We start from the raw sequence: 17,626 nt of genomic DNA, 5'->3' as shown, positions 1-17,626 counted from the left end.
CTGCGGCCCGCGGCAGCATCCGGCCGCACAGAACAGGAGACCCGATGGCGGAACCGCGCTTTTCCGAACTGATCACCGGCTACAGCTTTCTCGAGGGCCCGCGCTGGCACGATGGCCGGCTCTGGCTGTCGGACTTCTACACGCAGCGCGTCATCGCGGTCGGCCTGGACGGCCGGACCGAGACCATCGCCGCGGTGCCGCAGCAGCCGTCGGGCCTGGGCTGGCTGCCGGACGGGCGGCTGCTGGTCGTCTCCATGCGCGACCGCCGCGTGCTGCGGCGCGAGGCCGACGGCCGGCTCGTGCAGCACGCCGACCTGTCGGGCGTGGCCTGCGGCCATGCCAACGACATGGTGGTCGATGGCCAAGGCCGCGCCTACGTGGGCAATTTTGGCTTCGACCTCATGGGCGGCGGTCCACCGGCGCTGGCCCGGCTTGCGCGCGTGGACCCGGACGGCACGGTGTCGGTGGCGGCCGAGGGGTTGCACTTTCCGAACGGCGCCATGTTGACGCCCGACGGCCGCACCCTGGTCGTCTGCGAGACCATGGGCAACCGCATCTCGGCCTTCGATGTGCAGGCCGACGGCGGCCTGGGCCCGCGGCGCGACTGGGCGGTGTGGGGGCCGCAGCCATCGATGACCGATGTACCCACCGTGCTGGGCAGCCTGAAGGCGGCGCCGGACGGGGCCGTGCTGGACGCCGAGGGTGCGGTCTGGTTCGCCGACGCCGTGGGCCACCGCGCCGTGCGCATGGCGCCGGGCGGCGAGATCCTGCAGTCGATTCCCACCGGCAACATGGGCTGCTTCGCGCTGACGCTGGGCGGGCCGGACCGGCGCACGCTGTTCCTGTGCGTGGCCCCGGACTTCCACGAAGCCGCGCGCCAGGCCGCGCGCGAGGCGGCGGTCTGGGCGACGCCGGTCGACGTGCCCGGGGCGGGAACACCATGACGCGCGGGAATCCAGCGGGATAGGCCGGCACGGCACGCGGCATCCGCGTTTCTGCCATGGACGGTATGCAGAGGAACAGCTAGGGTGACGACGCATCCAAACTGCATGCACCAACCCATCCCGACCACGCCATGAACCAGCTCCACCGCACCGCGGCATCCCTTGCCATCGCCACCCTCGCCTGCGCAGCCGCAGCCCAGGGCACGCCCCCAACCAGCACATTCGACAAGATCAAGGCCACCGGCGCCGTGGTGCTCGGTGTGCGGGAAGCCTCCGCACCCATGGCCTACGCGCTCGGCGCCAACGAGAAATTCGTCGGCTACCACGTCGAGCTGTGCGAACACGTGCTCAAGGAAATCGCACCCGGCGCAAGGCTCGACTACAAGGTGCTGACCGCGCAGAACACCATGTCGCTGGTGCAGAACGGCACGGTGGACATCGGCTGCGGGCCCACCACCAACAACCTCACGCGCCAGCAGCAGGTGGCCTTCGGGCTGACCAGCTATGTGAGCCAGGTGCGCATGGCGGTGCGCGTCGACTCGAACATCACCTCGTTCGAGCAATTGGCCGGCCGCAACGTGGCGGCATCGACCGGCACCACGGCCGTGCAACTGCTGCGCGGCTACGCCAAGACGAAGAACATCGAGATCCCGACCGTGCTGGGCAAGGACCATTTCGACAGCTTCCTGATGCTGGAATCGGGCCGGGCCGACGCCTTCGTGCTCGACGACAACCTGCTGGCGGGCCTGATCGCCAATGGCCGCAATCCCACCGGCTTTCGCATCGTCGGCGAGGCCCTGGCTTCCGAGCCGATCGCGCTGCTGTTCCGCAAGGACGACCCGGCGTTCAAGAAGGCCGTGGACGATTCGCTGCGCAAGTTCATGCTGTCGGGCGACGCCGCCAAGCTCTATGCCAAGTGGTTCATGTCGCCGATCCCGCCGAAGAACGCCAACCTGAACCTGGCCATGAGCGACACGCTGCAGCAGCTGTTCCGCGAGCCGAACGACAAGCCGCTGGAGTCCTACGCCAAGTAGGCGTCAGCGCGCCAGCACCGGCGCCAGTGCCTTGCCCGTCGCCGTGCCCAGGCGCACGAGTTCCTCCGGCGGCGCCGCACCGACGATGCGGCCGCCGCCGTCACCGCCCTCAGGCCCCAGGTCCAGCACCCAGTCGGCCTCGGCGATGAGGTCCAGGTCGTGCTCGATCACGACCACGCTGTGGCCGCCATCGACCAGGCGGTGCAGCACGCGGATCAGCTTCTCCACGTCGGCCATGTGCAGGCCCACCGTGGGCTCGTCCAGCACGTACAGCGTGTGCGGCGCCTTCTGGCCGCGGCGGCCCACGTCGTCGCGCACCTTGCTGAGTTCGGTGACGAGCTTGATGCGCTGCGCCTCGCCGCCCGACAGCGTGGGCGAGGGTTGGCCTAGCGTGAGGTAACCCAGTCCCACGTCCTTGAGCAACTGCAAAGGGTGCGCGATGTTGGGCATGCTGGCGAAGAACTCCACCGCCTCGTCGACCTCCATCTGCAGCACCTCGCCGATACTCTTGCCGCGCCAGCTGACCGCCAGCGTCTCGGGGTTGAAGCGCGCGCCGTGGCAGCTCTCGCAGGGCACCTTCACGTCGGGCAGGAAGCTCATCGCGATGGTGCGGATGCCCTGGCCCTCGCAGCTCGGGCAGCGGCCCTCGCCGGTGTTGAACGAGAAGCGGCCGGGGCCGTAGCCGCGCGCCTTGGCCTCCAGCGTCTCGGCGAACAGCTTGCGGATGGTGTCCCAGAAACCGATGTAGGTGGCCGGGCAGCTGCGCGGGGTCTTGCCGATGGGGGTCTGGTCGACCTCCAGCACGCGGTCGATCTGCTCGTAGCCGCGCACCTCGTCGCAGCCGGTCCAGCTGGCACCGTGCAGCGTCAGCGCCGCGAGGCCGGCCTGGGTGGACTTCTGCGCGACCACGGTCTGCACGTTGGACAGCAGCACGTCGCGTGCGAGCGTGGACTTGCCCGAGCCGCTGACGCCGGTCACGACGACCAGGCGCTTGAGCGGCACCTCGGCATCGACGTTCTGCAGGTTGTGCTCGCGCGCGCCGCGCACCGAGAGCCAGCTGGTGCCGGGCTCCGTGCCCCTGCGCGCTTTCAGCGGATGGCGCATGGCATCGCGCAGGTAGCGGCCGGTGACGGAATCCTCGGCGTTCGCCAGGTCCTGTGCATTGCCCTGCGCGACGAGGCGGCCGCCGCGCTTGCCGGCACCTGGGCCGATGTCGATCAGATGGTCGGCGCGGCGGATCGTGTCTTCGTCGTGCTCGACGACGACCAGCGTGTTGCCCTTGTCGCCGAGCTTGTGCAGCGCGTTGAGCAGGATGTGGTTGTCGCGCGCATGCAGGCCGATGGTCGGCTCGTCCAGGATGTAGCAGACGCCCTGCAGGTTGCTGCCCAGCTGCGCGGCCAGGCGGATGCGCTGGGCTTCGCCGCCCGACAGCGTGGGTGCGCCGCGGTCCAGCGTCAGGTAGCCCAGGCCCACCTCTTCCAGAAACTCCAGCCGGCTGGCGATCTCGGGCAGCAGGTCGCGGGCGATGTCGGCCTCGCGTGCCGACAGGCGGCCGGCGGCCAGCAGGGCCTGGACCCAGCTGCGCACATCGCGCACCGACATGCGCGCGATGTCGGAGATCGCGCGACCGTCGAAGCGCACGGCGCGCGCCGTGGGATTGAGCCGCGTGCCGGCGCAGCTGGGGCAGGCGTGCTCGCCCACGTCCTCGGCCTCGGGTTCGGCGAAGGTCTGCTCGCGGCCCTTGTTGTCGTCATCGCGCACGGAGTCGTCGTAGACGGCGCGCTGCTCCTTCGTGAGCTTGACACCCGTGCCCACGCAGTCGGGGCACCAGCCGTGTTTGCTGTTGTAGGAAAACAGGCGCGGGTCGAGCTCGGCGTACGAGGTCGCGCAGACCGGGCAGGCACGCTTGGCCGAGAACACCAGCAGCTCGCCGATGTGGGCGGTGGGTTGGGCGTCGGCCAGGGCCACGCGCAGGCCATCGAGCTGGCTCAGCACATGGACCACGCCCTTGCCGTGTTCCAGCGCCTGGGCCAGCGCATCGCGCAGCCGGCCTTCGTTGGCAGGCAGCACGTCCAGGCTGGCCACGGGCAGCTCGATCGTGTGTTCCTTGAAGCGGTCGATGCGCGGGAAGCCCGTGGTCGGCAGGAAGTTGCCGTCTACGCGCAGATGCGTGTAGCCGCGCGGCCGCGCCCAGTCCGCGAGCTCGGTGTAGACACCCTTGCGGTTGACGACCAGCGGGGCCAGCAGGCCGATGTGCTGGCCGCGGAACTGGCGCAGCAGCTGGGCCGCGATGCTGTCGGGCGTCTGCGGCTGCACGGGGGCGTCGTCCTTCACGCAGTGCTGGATGCCCAGCTTGACGTAGAGCAGGCGCAGGAAGTGCCAGACCTCGGTGGTCGTGCCCACCGTGGACTTGCGGCCGCCGCGCGACAGGCGCTGCTCGATCGCCACCGTCGGCGGGATGCCGTAGACCGCGTCGACCTCGGGCCGTCCTGCCGGCTGCACGATGCTGCGCGCGTAGGCGTTCAGCGATTCGAGGTAGCGGCGCTGGCCTTCGTTGAACAGGATGTCGAAGGCCAGCGTGGACTTGCCCGAGCCGCTGACGCCCGTGACCACGTTGAAGCTGCCGCGCGGGATGTTCACCGACAGCGACTTCAGGTTGTGCTCCTTGGCGTTGACGATCTCGATGGCCTCGTTGGGCGGCGCGGCGTAACGCGCGGCCGGCTCGGCCGCCAGCAGCGGCTGGCCTGGCTGCATCGCGGCCTCATACTCGCGCAACGCGGCGCCCGTGTGCGACGTGGGATGTTCGCGCACCTGCTCGGGCGTTCCCGTGGCCACCACCAAGCCGCCGCCATCGCCGCCCTCGGGGCCCATGTCGATGAGCCAGTCGCTGGCGCGGATCACGTCCAGGTTGTGCTCGATCACGACCAGCGAATGGCCCGCGTCGAGCAGCTTGCGCAGCGCGCGCATGAGCTTGGCGATGTCGTCGAAGTGCAGGCCAGTGGTCGGCTCGTCGAACAGGAACAGCGTGCCCTTGCGCGCCAGGCTCTGGCGCGAGGACGCGGCAGTCTTCGCCGCCTCGGCCAGGAAGCCCGCAAGCTTGAGGCGCTGCGACTCGCCGCCCGACAGCGTGGGCACGGGCTGGCCCAGCTTCACGTATTCCAGGCCCACGTCGAGGATGGGCTGCAGCGCGCGCACGACCTCGCGGTCGTTCTCGAACACCTGCGCGGCCTCGCTGACGGTGAGATCCAGCACATCGGCCACGCTGAAGGGCCGGCGCTTGGCCTGGGCCACGTCGCGGCGCTCGATGTGCACCTCCAGGATCTCGGGCCGGTAGCGCTTGCCATCGCAGTCCGGACAGCGCAGGTAGACGTCCGACAGGAACTGCATCTCCACATGCTCGAAGCCCGAGCCGCCGCAGGTCGGGCAACGCCCGTCGCCGCTGTTGAAACTGAACTTCGACGGCGTGTAGCCGCGCTGGCGCGCCAGCGGTGCGTCGGCGAACAGCGCGCGGATGGCGTCCCAGGCGCCCACGTAGCTGGCGGGATTGGAGCGCGCGGTCTTGCCGATCGGCGACTGGTCCACGTAGACCACGTCGGCCAGGTGGTCGGCGCCGAGCAGGCGGTCGTGCAGGCCCGGTGATTCGGTGGCGCGACCGAAATGCCGCACCAGCGCGGGCGCCAGCACGTCCTGGATCAGCGTGGACTTGCCCGAGCCGCTGACGCCGGTCACGCAGACCAGGCGCTGCAGCGGGATGTCGACAGAGACATCGCGCAGGTTGTGCTCGCGCGCGCCTTCGAGGATCAGGCGCGGCGTGTTGTCGCCGACCGCGCGGCGCTGGCCGATGCCGATCTGCTTGTGCCCGCCCAGGTACTGGCCGGTCAGCGTGTCGGCATGGCGCAGCTGCGCCGTGGTTCCGTCGAACACGATCTGGCCGCCGCGCTCGCCCGGGCCGGGGCCCATGTCGATCATGCGGTCGGCCGCGAACATCACGGCCGGGTCGTGCTCGACCACGACCAGCGTGTTGCCGGCGTCACGCAAGCGGTGCATGGCCTCGATGATGCGGTGCATGTCGCGCGGGTGCAGGCCGATGCTGGGCTCGTCCAGCACGAACAGCGTGTTGACCAGCGAGGTGCCCAGCGCGGTCGTGAGGTTGATGCGCTGCACCTCGCCGCCCGACAGCGTGCGGCTCTGGCGGTCCAACGTGAGGTAGCCGATGCCCACGTCGCAGAGGTAGCGCAGCCGCGTCGTGATCTCCTCGAACAGCAGGCGCAGGGCCTGGGCCTCGCCCTGGTCGACCGCCTGTGTGCGGGAGGAGAGCCGGTCGAAGAAGCGGCGCAGCCGGTCGATCGGGAGCAGCATGAGGTCGTGCAGTGTCAGGCCCGGCAGCGCCTCGAGTTGCGCACGCGACCACTGCACGCCCTGCGGCAGGAAGCGCTTGGCGGGTTCGAGCACGGCATCGGCGTCTTCCTTGCTGCCCAGGCGCCAGAGCAGGCTCTCGGTCTTCAGCCGTGCGCCACCGCAGGTCTCGCACGGCGTGTAGCTGCGGTACTTGGACAGCAAGACGCGGATGTGCATCTTGTAGGCCTTGCTCTCCAGGTACTCGAAGAAGCGCTTGACGCCGAACCAGTGCTGGTTCCACTTGCCGTTCCAGTTCGGCGAGCCGTGGATGACCCAGTGCTTCTGTTCGGGCGTGAGCTGCTTGTACGGCGTGTCGCGTGGGATGCCGGCGGCCTCGGCGTGGCGCATGAGGTCGTCCTGCGCCTCCTGCCAGGCGGGCGTCTGCATGGGCTTGATGGCGCCGGCGCGCAGCGTCATCTTGTCGTTCGGGATGACCAGGTCGTAGTCCACGCCGATCACGCGGCCGAAGCCGCGGCAGGCCTCGCAGGCACCGACCGGCGAATTGAACGAGAACATGGACGGAATCGGATCGGCGTAGCGCAGGTCGCTGTCCGGGCAGTGCAGGCCCGTGGAGAAGCGCCAGATGTCGGGCGCGGCCTCGGCATCGGCCGCGAGCGCGTAGACGTTGAGCCGGCCCGCGCCACGCTTGAGCGCGGTCTCGATGGCCTCGACCGCGCGCACGCGCTCGGTGCCGGCCAGGCGGAAGCGGTCGGCCACCACGTCGAGCAGCTTGCGCGGGCCGGCCGGCGTGCCCACCTCGCGCTCGGCCTGGATGCGCGTGAAGCCGCTGGCCGACAGCCATTCGGCCACCTGCTCGGCCGAGGTGTTGGCCGGCAGCTCGACCGGAAAGGTCAGCACCAGCCGCGGATCGCCCTGCTCTGCCGCGCGCGCTTGTAGCTGGGCGTAGATGCTGTCGGGCGAATCGTGGCGCACGGGCTGCGCCGTCACCTTGTCGAACAGCTGGCCGGCGCGCGCGAACAAGAGCTTCAGGTGGTCGTTGAGCTCGGTCATCGTGCCCACCGTGGAACGCGAGGAGCGCACCGGGTTGGTCTGGTCGATGGCGATGGCCGGTGGCACCCCTTCCACCTTGTCCACGGCGGGCTTGTCCATGCGGTCCAGGAACTGGCGCGCGTAGGCCGAGAAGGTCTCGACATAGCGGCGCTGGCCTTCGGCGTAGAGCGTGTCGAACACCAGGCTGGACTTGCCCGAGCCACTGGGCCCGGTCACCACCGTCAACTCGCCGGTGCGGATGTCGAGGTCCAAGTTCTTGAGGTTGTGCTGGCGCGCGCCACGGATGGCGATGGTTCCCTGGGACATGGCGTATTGGAGGGTGGCAGACGTGGAGGGCGGAGGATTGTAGGAAGGCGTTTTGATCCGTGCTTGAAAGCGTGCAAATGTTCACAAAGACCGTCCGGGTCTTCCGAAAGACCGGTCTGCAACGCCTCGCAGCAGTCCGCTGCGTCGACTTATTCACAAGTCGATTTCTCAGAAGTTTCCACAATTCACTGCATACAAACCAACCCGCACTAGGTACTGAACATGAGCAAATCCACCCTTCGCTTGCAGCTGTCCAAGATCGCCCTGCTGTGCGCAGGCGTGGCGCTGTCGTCGGCCGCTGCGGCGACCACCGTCACGCTGAATCCGCTCATCACCGGCGCTGCGCCGACCGGCAGCGTGGCCGGTGGCTTGGCCGGCACCTGGTACAAGGTGCAGAACGATGCGCGCTTCAGCAACCAGGTCTACACCGACGAGACCGGCAAGACCCAGGCCATCGGCGCCTACAGCTGGGGTACCGGCATCTGGTCCACCAGCGACATCGGCGGCATCGCCTCGGGCAGCAATCCCTACGTGACCAAGACCGCCACCAGCACGGGCCAGGTCAGCTACGCCAACAACATCTACAACAACACCCAGGCCAGCGGCGCCTACGGTGTCTGGGGCGAGGACTACCAGCGCGCGCTGGCCCCCATCGTCGGCGGCGCGAACGGCTGCCCGCTGCAAACGGAGGCCGAGAGCCTGGCGCACTGCAGCGGCGAGTTCAACTATGCGGCCGTGTTCTCCGGCTACCTCTACGTGGGTGCTGCAGGTGTTTACGATTTCGGCGTGTTCGCCGATGATGGGTTCACCTTCACGCTGACCGGCATGAACGCCAGCCTCGGCATGGCGCACGACACCCTGGCGGGCAGCAGCGGGCGTGGCCTGTACGAACTGCTGGCCATGAACGGCATCGACGAGTTGTACCTGGAACAAGGCTACTACGGCATCGACATGACCTACTTCAACCGCCTGGAAGCCGGCGTGATCGACCTGGGCTGGCGCGGCCCCGGCGCCACCGCCTGGACGAGCATCGACGAAGGCAACCTGTACAACGAGGTGCCGGAACCCACCTCGGTGGCGCTGTTCAGCGCCGCCTTGCTGGGCCTGTGGGGCATTCGCCGGCGCGGCCTGTCGGCCGCGCGGTCGGCCGCATGAGCCGGGCGCCCAGCCAGCGCCACGCCCGCTCACGCGTGCAGGCTTGCCTCGCAGCACTGCTGCTGGCCAGCTTCGCACTTCCCGGTTGGGCGGCTGATCGCTACGGACAGGCCATCGCCCAAGCGCGTGCCGGCCAGTACGACAGCGCCCTGGCCACGCTGCAGGATCTGCTGGCGCAGAACCCGCGCCGCCTCGATGTGCGGCACGACCTGATCGCCGTGCAAAGCTGGGCCGAACGGCACGAAGAGGCCATGGCCAGCAGCCGATCGCTGCGCCTGGGAACCTCCACGCCGGACTACGTGCTGGCCGCCATCGGCAAGTCGGCCTTGAGCCGCAACGACGGTGCGCGCGCAGCCCAGGCTTATGGGTTGCTGGCGCAACGCCGTCCGCGCAGTGCCGATGCCGCCTTGGGGGCGGGCCTGGCGCTGCTGGCCGATGGCAAGCCGGCCCAGGCAGACGCGCAGTTGCGCCGTACGCTGGTGCTGGCACGGCAGGATGTGCCCATGTTGCAGTCGGCCTTCGCAGCCCTGCAGGCGCGCGGCGAAGACCAGCGCGCGCGGCCCTTCGGCGAACGCTTATTGGCCCTGGGCGCGCAGCCACCTGCCGTGGCCGCGCCTGCTCCTGCAGCCATACCGGCAGCGCCTGCGCCTGTGGCTGCTGCCACACCGGCCCCCGCTCCCGCGCCGACGCTGGCCGACGCGCAGGCCACGAACGGCCGCCACATCCGTGAAGCCATCGAGGTGCTGGACCGCGACTTCACGCCGGCACGCTACGCGCCCATCGACGCCGCCCTGGCCGAAAACACCAGGCTCATCGACGAAGCCCGCCGGCAAGGCGCCAACGATGTGCTGCTGCGCCTGCGCCGCGACCGCACCGTTGCGCTGCGGCAGCGCGGCCAGGCGGAAGAAGCCCTCGCGCAGTTCCGAGAACTCGAGGCCGAGGGCGTTCAGCCCAGCTATGTCGTGCTGGCTGCGGCAGATGCACAACTGCAACTGCGCCAACCGGCAGAAGCGCGCGCGCTGTACCGCCGCGTGCTGCAGCAGGAGCCGACCAACGCCGCAGCCCGCTCCGGCCTGATCTTTGCCGAGGTCGAGGCCGAGAACTTCCCCGCCGCCGAAGCGGTGTCGCAGGACCAGCTGCGTGACAGCGGTGCCAGCGTCTCTGCGCGCCGGACCGACATCATGCTGCTGCGCTTCGCCGACCGCCTGAACGAAGCCGAGGCGGCGCTGAACACCCTGCAGGTCGAACTGCCAAACGACGCCGGCCTGTGGCTCGACCAGGGCGAACTGCTGGCGCGGCGCGGCCTGCCCCGCGCAGCCGCGGAACGCTTCCAGGCCGTGCTGAACGGATCGCCCGACAACATCCGCGCGCGCGTGGGCATGGCCGAAGCCATCTGGGCCCAAGGCGACATCGCCCGAGCCCGCTCGGCCATCGAAGACCTGCAACGCAGCGCCCCTGAACACCCTGCCGTGCAGCGCCTGGTCCGCGCCTGGGAACGCAGCAAGCGCCCGCTGCTCGTCAGCGGCGCCACGCGCGGCCTGGGCCAGGGCCATGTGGCCGGCAACAACGATCTGGTCTGGGAGTCCACGCTGTACAGCGGTATGTTCGGCGACGGCCAGCGCGTCTACGCCAACCACCACCTGGCGCGCGCCAGCTTCGACGACAACTCGGCCAAGCACGAGCGCGTCGGCATGGGCATCGAGATCACGCGCCGCGACTGGCAGGCCAGCATGGAAGTGGGCCGGGACCTGCGCAACGGCGACGACGCCTACTGGGCCATCAGCGGCAGCCGCCAATTCGGCGACCATTTTTCGGTGCGTGCCCGGCACGAGAGCCAGACCAACGACTTCCCGCTCAAGGGCCGCATGCCGGACGCGGAAAACTACCTGAACGCGCCGCGCTACCTGCATGCCAGCAAGAGCCTGGTCGGCGCGGCCTACCAGTGGAACGAGTCGCGCCGCGTCGCAGCCGACCTCGCCTACTACGACTTCAACGACGGCAACCGTCGCAAGTCGCTCGCCGTGAGCTGGACCGAGCGGCTGTACAGCGGCTACGGCAAGACGCTGGATCTGCAGCCGGCCTTCTACGCCAGCGCCAACACGTTGCGCGACGCGATCTACTTCAATCCGGCGCGCGACATGGCCCTATCGGTCACGCTGGCTGGCGACTGGCTGACCTGGCGGCGCTACGACAAAAGCTTCAACCAGCGCGCCGCCATCACCATTGGCAGCTACAAGCAGTTCAGCGACGTACACGCCCCGGGGGGCGGATGGATGCGCGAGGACTACGGCTGGAACTTCTTCCACGACCTGCGCTACGAGCACGAGTGGAACATCGGCCCCGACTTCTCGACCCGCTACGGCGTCGGCACGCGCCGCTTCCCGTACGACGGCGTGTACGAGACCAAGGGCTACATCTACCTGCACGCCACCTGGCGCTTCTGAGCCACAGGAGAAACCGCATGGACTTCAACCTGGGCCGCAGCATCGGCTGGCTGTTCGACTTCACCTTCTACTACCCGCTGTTCATGTCCTATGTGTGGATGTGCGGCGGCCTGTACTACTACTTCCACTACGAGCGCAAGGACCCGGCCTACGACCAGCCGCCGCCGCTGCCCTCCTACCCACCGGTCAGCGTGTTCGTGCCCTGCCATAACGAGGCCGCCAACCTGCACGAGACCGTGGCGGCCCTGCGCGCGCTGAACTACCCCGAGTTCGAGATCCTGCTGATCGACGACGGCAGCACCGACACCACGCCGGCCCTGATCGACCGCTATGCGCGTGAGGACAGCCGCATCCGCGCCATCCACCTGGCCGCCAACCAGGGCAAGGCCGTTGGGCTCAACACGGCCGCCGCGCTGGCCCGCTATGACTACTTCCTGTGCATCGATGGCGACTCCATCGTCGATCCGCACTGCCTGCGCTGGATGATGCGTCAGCTGCTGTCCAGCCCGCGCGTGGGCGCCGTGAGCGGCAACCCGCGCATCCGCACGCGCTCCACGCTGCTGGGCCGCATCCAGGTCGGCGAGTTCTCGTCCATCATCGGCCTCATCAAGCGCGCCCAGCGCACCTACGGCAAGGTGTTCACGGTGTCCGGCGTGATGGTGTGCTTCCGACGCGCGGCGCTGCACGACGCCGGCTACTGGAACCCCGACGCGCTGACCGAGGACATCGACATCAGCTGGCGGCTGCAACTGCGCCACTGGGACGTGCGCTTCGAGCCCGCAGCGCTGTGCTGGATCCTGATGCCCGAAACCTTCCGCGGCCTGTGGCGCCAGCGCCTGCGCTGGTCCATGGGGGGCACGCAGGTGCTGTTCGGCCGGCGCGCCGTGTTCGGCCAGTGGCGGCACCGCCGCATGATCCCGGTCTACATCGAGTACTTCACGAGCGTGCTGTGGGCCTACACCATGGCCGCGGTGATCCTGCTCTGGATCGCGGGCCTGTTCGTACAGATCCCTGCGCCCTGGCATGTCGACACGCTGATCCCGGGCTGGCACGGCGTCGTGATCGGCACCACCTGCCTGCTGCAGTTCGCCGTGTCCATGTTCCTGGACCGCCGCTACGAGCAGGGCCTGGGCCGCAACTACTACTGGATGATCTGGTATCCGCTGGCGTTCTGGATCCTCAACGTCTTCACCACCCTGGTGGCCGTGCCGCGCGTGATCCTGCGCGGCAGCAAGCGCGCCACCTGGGTCAGCCCGGACCGCGGCATCCGGGCCCAACCATGATCAGGGAGTGAGACATGAGCAGTCTTTCCATCGAATTGGGCCAGCGCCCCACCAACCCGCTCATCATCGAGCGCCCAGACCTGCAGAGCGGCAACCAGCGCGCGGTCTTCGGCGTGCTGACGGCGGTGTTCTGGCTGCTGTGGGTGGTGCTGTGGCTGCCGCTCATCACGGTTCTGGGTTGGGCCTTCTTCGGCTACCAGTTCAAGTTCCACATGATCGACACGGAGGGCTACGCCAGCTTCCTCGGTGTGCTGGGCATGTACGCCCTCGTGATCCTGCTGTTGGGCGGCGGCCTGATGGCCTGGGCCAAGTACAACCACCTGCGCTTTCGCGGTGTGGACCGGCGCAAGGGCTTCGAGCCGCCCACGCCGGCGGACCTCGCGGCCATCCATGGCCGCCAGCCGGAAGAGGTCGCGCATTGGCAGCAGATGAACATCGTCACCGTGCACCACGACGAGGAAGGGCGCATCGCGCGCGTGGAATAAAAAAGGCCCGGTGATCCGGGCCTTGTCATTTGGGGCGCTGGGCGCCGCTCAATCGTTGGCGTAGATGTCGTTGTCCTTGGTTTCCTTGACGAACAAGGTACCGATGACGAGCGTGACGGCTGCGATGATGATGGGATACCACAGGCCGTTGTACATGTTGCCGGTCTGCGCCACGATGGCCAGCGCGGTGGCCGGCAGCAGGCCGCCGAACCAGCCGTTGCCGATGTGGTACGGCAGGCTCATCGAGGTGTAGCGGATGCGGGTCGGGAACATCTCGACCAGCATGGCGGCGATCGGCCCGTAGACCATGGTCACGAGGATCACCAGGTAGACCAGGATCACGATGGTCAGGAAGGTGTTCATCTTCGCCGGGTCGGCCTTGGCCGGGTAGCCCGCGGCCTTGAGGTCGTCGGCCACGGCCTTCTTGAGCGCCGAGTCCTTGGCCTTGAGCTCGTCGGCCGCCAGTCCCGCCGCGTTGTAACTCGTGATGACCTGCTCGCCGATCTTGATGGTCGCCGGCGCGCCGGCCGGACCGGCCACGTTCTCATAGCTGACCGAGCTGGCCGACAGCACCTGCTTGGCGATGTCGCAGGAGCTCGTGAACTTGGAGGTGCCGGTGGGGTTGAACTGGAACGAGCATTCCTTGGGGTCGGCCGTCACGATCACCTGGTTCTTGGCCTGCGCCGCGGCCAGATCCGGGTTGACGGCCTTGGTCAGCGCGTTGAACACCGGAAAGTAGGTCAGCACGGCCAGCAGGCAACCGGCCATGATGATGGGCTTGCGGCCGATCCGGTCCGACAGGCTGCCGAAGATCACGAAGAACGGCGTGGCGATGACCAGCGAGATCGCGATCAGGATGTTGGCCGTGGCGCCGTCGAGCTTGAGCGCGCCCGTCAGGAAGAACAGCGCATAGAACTGCCCCGTGTACCAGACCACGGCCTGGCCGGCGGTCAGGCCCACCAGCGCCAGGATCACGATCTTGAGGTTGCGCCATTGGCCGAAGGACTCGGTCAGCGGTGCCTTGGACACCTTGCCTTCGGACTTCATCTTCACGAAGGCCGGCGACTCGTTCATGGACAGCCGGATGTAGACCGACACGCCCAGCAGCAGGATGGAGACGAGGAACGGGATACGCCAGCCCCATTCGGCAAACGCCGTCTCGCCGATGGCGGTGCGCACGCCCAGGATCACCAGCAGCGACAGGAACAGCCCCAACGTGGCCGTGGTCTGGATCCACGAGGTGTAGAAGCCGCGCTTGCCCGGTGGCGCATGTTCGGCCACGTAGGTGGCCGCGCCACCGTACTCGCCGCCCAGCGCCAGGCCTTGCAGCATGCGCAGGACGATCAGGATGATGGGCGCCGCCACGCCGATGCTCGCGTAGCCGGGCAAGAGGCCGACGATGAAGGTCGACAAGCCCATCAGCAGGATGGTCACGAGGAAGGTGTACTTGCGCCCGATCATGTCGCCCAGGCGCCCGAACACCAGTGCGCCGAACGGCCGCACGATGAAGCCGGCCGCGAAGGCCAGCAGCGAGAAGATGGTCCGGGAAGCGGGGTCCAGCGCCGAGAAGAACTGGTTGCCGATGATCACGGCCAGAGTGCCATAGAGGTAGAAGTCGTACCACTCGAACACGGTGCCGATGGACGAGGCAAGGATGACCTTGCGCTCCTCCTTGGTCATGGGGCGGCTGGCCGCGACCGGCTTGCCCCCTTGCATTGTGGCTGCCATTGCGTTGTCTCCTGTTGTAGCCGGCCCCGGGACGGGGCCTGGCCGCATTTTTGGAGTGCGCACTGACCCGTCTCTGACACCGGGCCAACGCATTCTTACAACTCAGGTACTAACCCGCAGGCTCCGTTTCAGGATGTGGGTTGTCCGACCTCAATGGCTGAACATGCGCCGGTGCAGCTGCCGCAACGACCACCAGACCGAGCCGGCCACGAGCGGAATCGCGAGCGCTGCAGTGCTCTCGGCCGACCAGGGCCAGCCCAGCTTCTGCGCGCCCTTGGCCAGGTAGCTGACCAGGCCGACGATGTAGTAGGTGATGGCCGCCACCGACAGGCCCTCGACAGTGGACTGCAGCTTGAGCTGCAGGTCCTGGCGCGTGTTCATGGTGGCCAGCAGCGCCTGGCTGCTCTGCTGCTGCTCGATCTCCACGCGCGTGCGAAGCAGGTTGCTGATGCGCGAGACGCGCTGCGACAGCGCGTCCTGCCGGCGCACCGCCCACTCGCAGGTCTTGCGCGCGGGCGTCAGCCGCCGGTCCATGAACTCGGCAATCGTCTGCAAGCCGGCGCGGCGCACTTCGGCGATGTCGGCGATGCGGCTGTCCATGAGCTCGAAGTAGGCGCCGCTGGCCGAGAAGCGCGAATGCGTGGCCGCGTGCTGGCTCTCGACCTGGCCGGCCAACCGCGTCAGGCGGTCCAGCAACGCGGGCTCGGCGTCGCGGTCGGCGCTGCGGATGGCCTCGGCCAACGCCGCGAGTTCGCCCTCGGCGCTGGCCAGCACGGCGCTGGCGCGGCGCGCCGCGGGCAGACCCAGCATGGCGACCATGCGGTAAGTCTCGATCTCGAGCAGCCGCTGCACCAGCCGGCCCAAGCGGCGCGTGGACAGGCTGCCCACGCGCAGCAGCATGCGCGAACTGCCGTCGGCATGGATCGTGAAGTCGGTGTAGACCTCGGCCAGCCCGCCCGCCACGCTGGAGCCGACCTGCGGGTCCTCGTGCAGCCAATGGCGCGCCAGGGCCTCGACCTCGCCGTCGCGCGCGGACAGCACCCACAGATTCAGGTGCGACAGGCACTGGCCGGGCAGCGCGGCCAGCCAGTCCCGGGGCACCTCGGCGGTGGCGCTGTCGGCCACGCGCTCGGCCGCGGGCGGGGCCGTCATGGGCAGCATGAAGGTCCAGGTCACGAACTCGGTGTGCAGCTCCCAGCGCAGGCGCAACGGTCCCAGGCTCGCGCGCAGGTGCGTGGTGTGGTCGTCGGGCAGCGGCTGGTGGTGGTCGCGCAGCAGCGCCGCCAGGTGGGCGCGGCTCGCAGCCCGGCCTGCGGCATCGGCCAGCATGACCACGTGGGTGATGGCCAACGGCGTCGCCAGCGCCTCGGGCGGCCGGGCATGGACTTCGTTGTGCAACAGCACCCGGTCCGGGTGCTGGTGGAGCGCGGTAGAAGGCTGCATCGTGGCGCGATTCTGCCCGCGCCGCGCAGCAGGACTATGGCTGGCGGTCGAGCGCCGAGGGCCGAAGGGGCGCCTCGTCCCAGGCGCTGGTCGCGAACCAGGCATCGCCTTCGAGGTAGGCGCGCAGCATGGGCAGCGCGTCCAGGCCCCAGAACACGCGGCCGTCCACCACCAGTGCAGGCACGCCGAACACGCCGGCCGCCGTGGCGGCCTCGGTGTTGGCACGCAGTTGCGCCTTGACGGCCTCGCCGGCCGGTTCGCGCACCGGCGCCAAGTCGGCCGCCAACTGCTGCAGGCGCTCGGGTGCATTGGCATCGGCGCCACCACGCCAGACATGGCGGAACACGGTCTCGCAGACATAGCGGTTGGGCTGCGGGCCGGCGCCGCAGGCCAGTGCCAGGCGCAGCAGCGGCAGGGGCGGGAAGGGATGTTCGGCCGGCAGCTCCATGGGCACACCATGCTGGTGCGCCAGCCACAGCACCTGGCGGTAAATGAAACTGCGCTTGGCCGGAATCTCGGCCGGGCCGCGCAGGCCGTGCGCGCGCAGCACGGCGCCCAGCAGCACGGGCTTGTACTGCACCTGGTAGCTCAGGCCTTGCAGCGCCACGGGCAGCGTCTCGAACGCCAGGTAGGCGTAGGGCGAGAGGAAATCCAGATAGAAGTCGATTTTCTTCATGCCACAGCCTCGCTTGCGCGTTCCAGCACCAGGCGCCACACGGCACGGCGTGCGGCATCGTCCATGCGCGACCAGCCCGCGATCTCCTCGAGCCGGCGCAGGCAGCCTTCGCACAGGCCGTCGCCCCCCATGCGGCAGACCGAGACGCAGGGCGAACCCACATCGCCGGCCGCAGCCAGCATGCGCGGACCGCGCCGCAGCAGGGCCTGGGCCGGGGTCACGGTGCTTGCACCACGTCGGCCACGGGGGCGCCGGTCAGCGCCTCCAGGTCCTGCGGCCGCAGCTTGAACACGCCGTGCGGGTGGCCAGCCGCAGCCCAGATCTCCTCGAAGCGGAACAGCTCGCGGTCGATCAGCGTGACCGGCGGCGTGGTGTGCGCGAGCGGCGCCACGCCGCCGATGGAAAAGCCGGTCCGGCTCTTGACGAACTCGGCATCGGCGCGGCCGGTCTTGCCGACCAGCGCATCGACCTTCTTCTCGTCCACACGCCGGTCGCCCGAGGTCACGACCAGCACGGCCGCGTCGTCGCTCTTGCGCCGAAAGATGATGCTCTTGGCGATCTGCCCGACCGCGATGCCCAGCGCATCGGCCGCCTGCTGGGCCGTGCGCGCGGCATCGTCCAGCATGCGCGGCGCATGCGGATGCGCCTTGTCCTGCAATGCGCGCGCCACGCGCTGCACGCCCTCAGGCAGTGCCGTCAACTCAGCTCCACACACGTTT

The 17,626-nt window shown here is 68.9% G+C and carries 12 protein-coding genes; 6 read left to right on the top strand and 6 right to left on the bottom strand.

Annotated features, from left to right (window positions below; all coding sequences use genetic code 11):
- Window positions 1–44: 44 nt before the first annotated feature.
- Window positions 45–944: an SMP-30/gluconolactonase/LRE family protein gene (locus ACSQ4M_RS12785; protein ID WP_436189895.1), complete on the top strand. Its 900-nt coding sequence runs from the start codon at window positions 45–47 to the stop codon at window positions 942–944.
- A 131-nt stretch (window positions 945–1,075) separates the two neighbouring features.
- Window positions 1,076–1,978 carry a transporter substrate-binding domain-containing protein gene (locus ACSQ4M_RS12780; protein WP_436189894.1) on the top strand — a complete coding sequence of 301 codons (903 nt, stop codon included), beginning with the start codon at window positions 1,076–1,078 and terminating at the stop codon, window positions 1,976–1,978.
- A gap of 3 nt (window positions 1,979–1,981) precedes the next feature.
- Here the strand turns inward: ACSQ4M_RS12780 and uvrA are convergent, their stop codons facing one another.
- Window positions 1,982–7,693: an excinuclease ABC subunit UvrA gene (gene uvrA, locus ACSQ4M_RS12775; protein ID WP_436189893.1), complete on the bottom strand. Its 5,712-nt coding sequence runs from the start codon at window positions 7,691–7,693 to the stop codon at window positions 1,982–1,984.
- A 222-nt stretch (window positions 7,694–7,915) separates the two neighbouring features.
- Here uvrA and ACSQ4M_RS12770 point away from each other — a divergent pair, with 222 nt between their 5' ends.
- Genes ACSQ4M_RS12770 through pgaD form a run of 4 tightly spaced genes read left to right on the top strand, consistent with a single transcriptional unit; the run spans window position 7,916 to window position 13,060 of the window.
- On the top strand, window positions 7,916–8,848 hold the full coding sequence (locus ACSQ4M_RS12770) for a PEP-CTERM sorting domain-containing protein (RefSeq protein WP_436189892.1): 933 nt from the start codon (window positions 7,916–7,918) through the stop codon (window positions 8,846–8,848).
- Window positions 8,845–11,292 carry a poly-beta-1,6 N-acetyl-D-glucosamine export porin PgaA gene (gene pgaA, locus ACSQ4M_RS12765; RefSeq protein ID WP_436189891.1) on the top strand — a complete coding sequence of 816 codons (2,448 nt, stop codon included), beginning with the start codon at window positions 8,845–8,847 and terminating at the stop codon, window positions 11,290–11,292. The genes ACSQ4M_RS12770 and pgaA overlap by 4 nt, the downstream gene beginning before the upstream one ends.
- Before the next feature lie 17 nt (window positions 11,293–11,309).
- Window positions 11,310–12,575 carry a poly-beta-1,6-N-acetyl-D-glucosamine synthase gene (pgaC, locus tag ACSQ4M_RS12760; protein WP_436189890.1) on the top strand — a complete coding sequence of 422 codons (1,266 nt, stop codon included), beginning with the start codon at window positions 11,310–11,312 and terminating at the stop codon, window positions 12,573–12,575.
- Between the two features lie 14 nt (window positions 12,576–12,589).
- Complete coding sequence (pgaD, locus tag ACSQ4M_RS12755) at window positions 12,590–13,060, top strand: poly-beta-1,6-N-acetyl-D-glucosamine biosynthesis protein PgaD (protein ID WP_436189889.1); 471 nt, start codon at window positions 12,590–12,592, stop codon at window positions 13,058–13,060.
- Between the two features lie 48 nt (window positions 13,061–13,108).
- Here the strand turns inward: pgaD and ACSQ4M_RS12750 are convergent, their stop codons facing one another.
- From ACSQ4M_RS12750 to ACSQ4M_RS12730, 5 genes are all read right to left on the bottom strand, one after another.
- Window positions 13,109–14,788, bottom strand: coding sequence for an MFS transporter (locus ACSQ4M_RS12750; RefSeq protein ID WP_436189888.1), 1,680 nt, complete (start codon window positions 14,786–14,788; stop codon window positions 13,109–13,111).
- A 150-nt stretch (window positions 14,789–14,938) separates the two neighbouring features.
- Window positions 14,939–16,231 carry a DUF3422 family protein gene (locus ACSQ4M_RS12745; RefSeq protein WP_436189887.1) on the bottom strand — a complete coding sequence of 431 codons (1,293 nt, stop codon included), beginning with the start codon at window positions 16,229–16,231 and terminating at the stop codon, window positions 14,939–14,941.
- A 34-nt stretch (window positions 16,232–16,265) separates the two neighbouring features.
- On the bottom strand, window positions 16,266–16,907 hold the full coding sequence (locus ACSQ4M_RS12740) for a 2-hydroxychromene-2-carboxylate isomerase (protein ID WP_436189886.1): 642 nt from the start codon (window positions 16,905–16,907) through the stop codon (window positions 16,266–16,268).
- On the bottom strand, window positions 16,904–17,128 hold the full coding sequence (locus tag ACSQ4M_RS12735; RefSeq protein WP_436189885.1) for a DUF1289 domain-containing protein: 225 nt from the start codon (window positions 17,126–17,128) through the stop codon (window positions 16,904–16,906). Before ACSQ4M_RS12735 ends, ACSQ4M_RS12740 begins: the two co-directional genes overlap by 4 nt.
- Entirely contained in the window at window positions 17,125–17,622 is a 498-nt protein-coding gene (locus tag ACSQ4M_RS12730) for a YbaK/EbsC family protein (protein WP_436189884.1), read from the bottom strand. The genes ACSQ4M_RS12735 and ACSQ4M_RS12730 overlap by 4 nt, the downstream gene beginning before the upstream one ends.
- Window positions 17,623–17,626: the final 4 nt, after the last annotated feature.

It is taken from the genome of Pseudorhodoferax sp. LjRoot39 (assembly GCF_964253035.1).
GTDB lineage: Bacteria > Pseudomonadota > Gammaproteobacteria > Burkholderiales > Burkholderiaceae_C > Pseudorhodoferax.
Note: the sequence above shows the minus strand (reverse complement) of the source record. Positions and strands in the feature narration are given on the sequence as shown.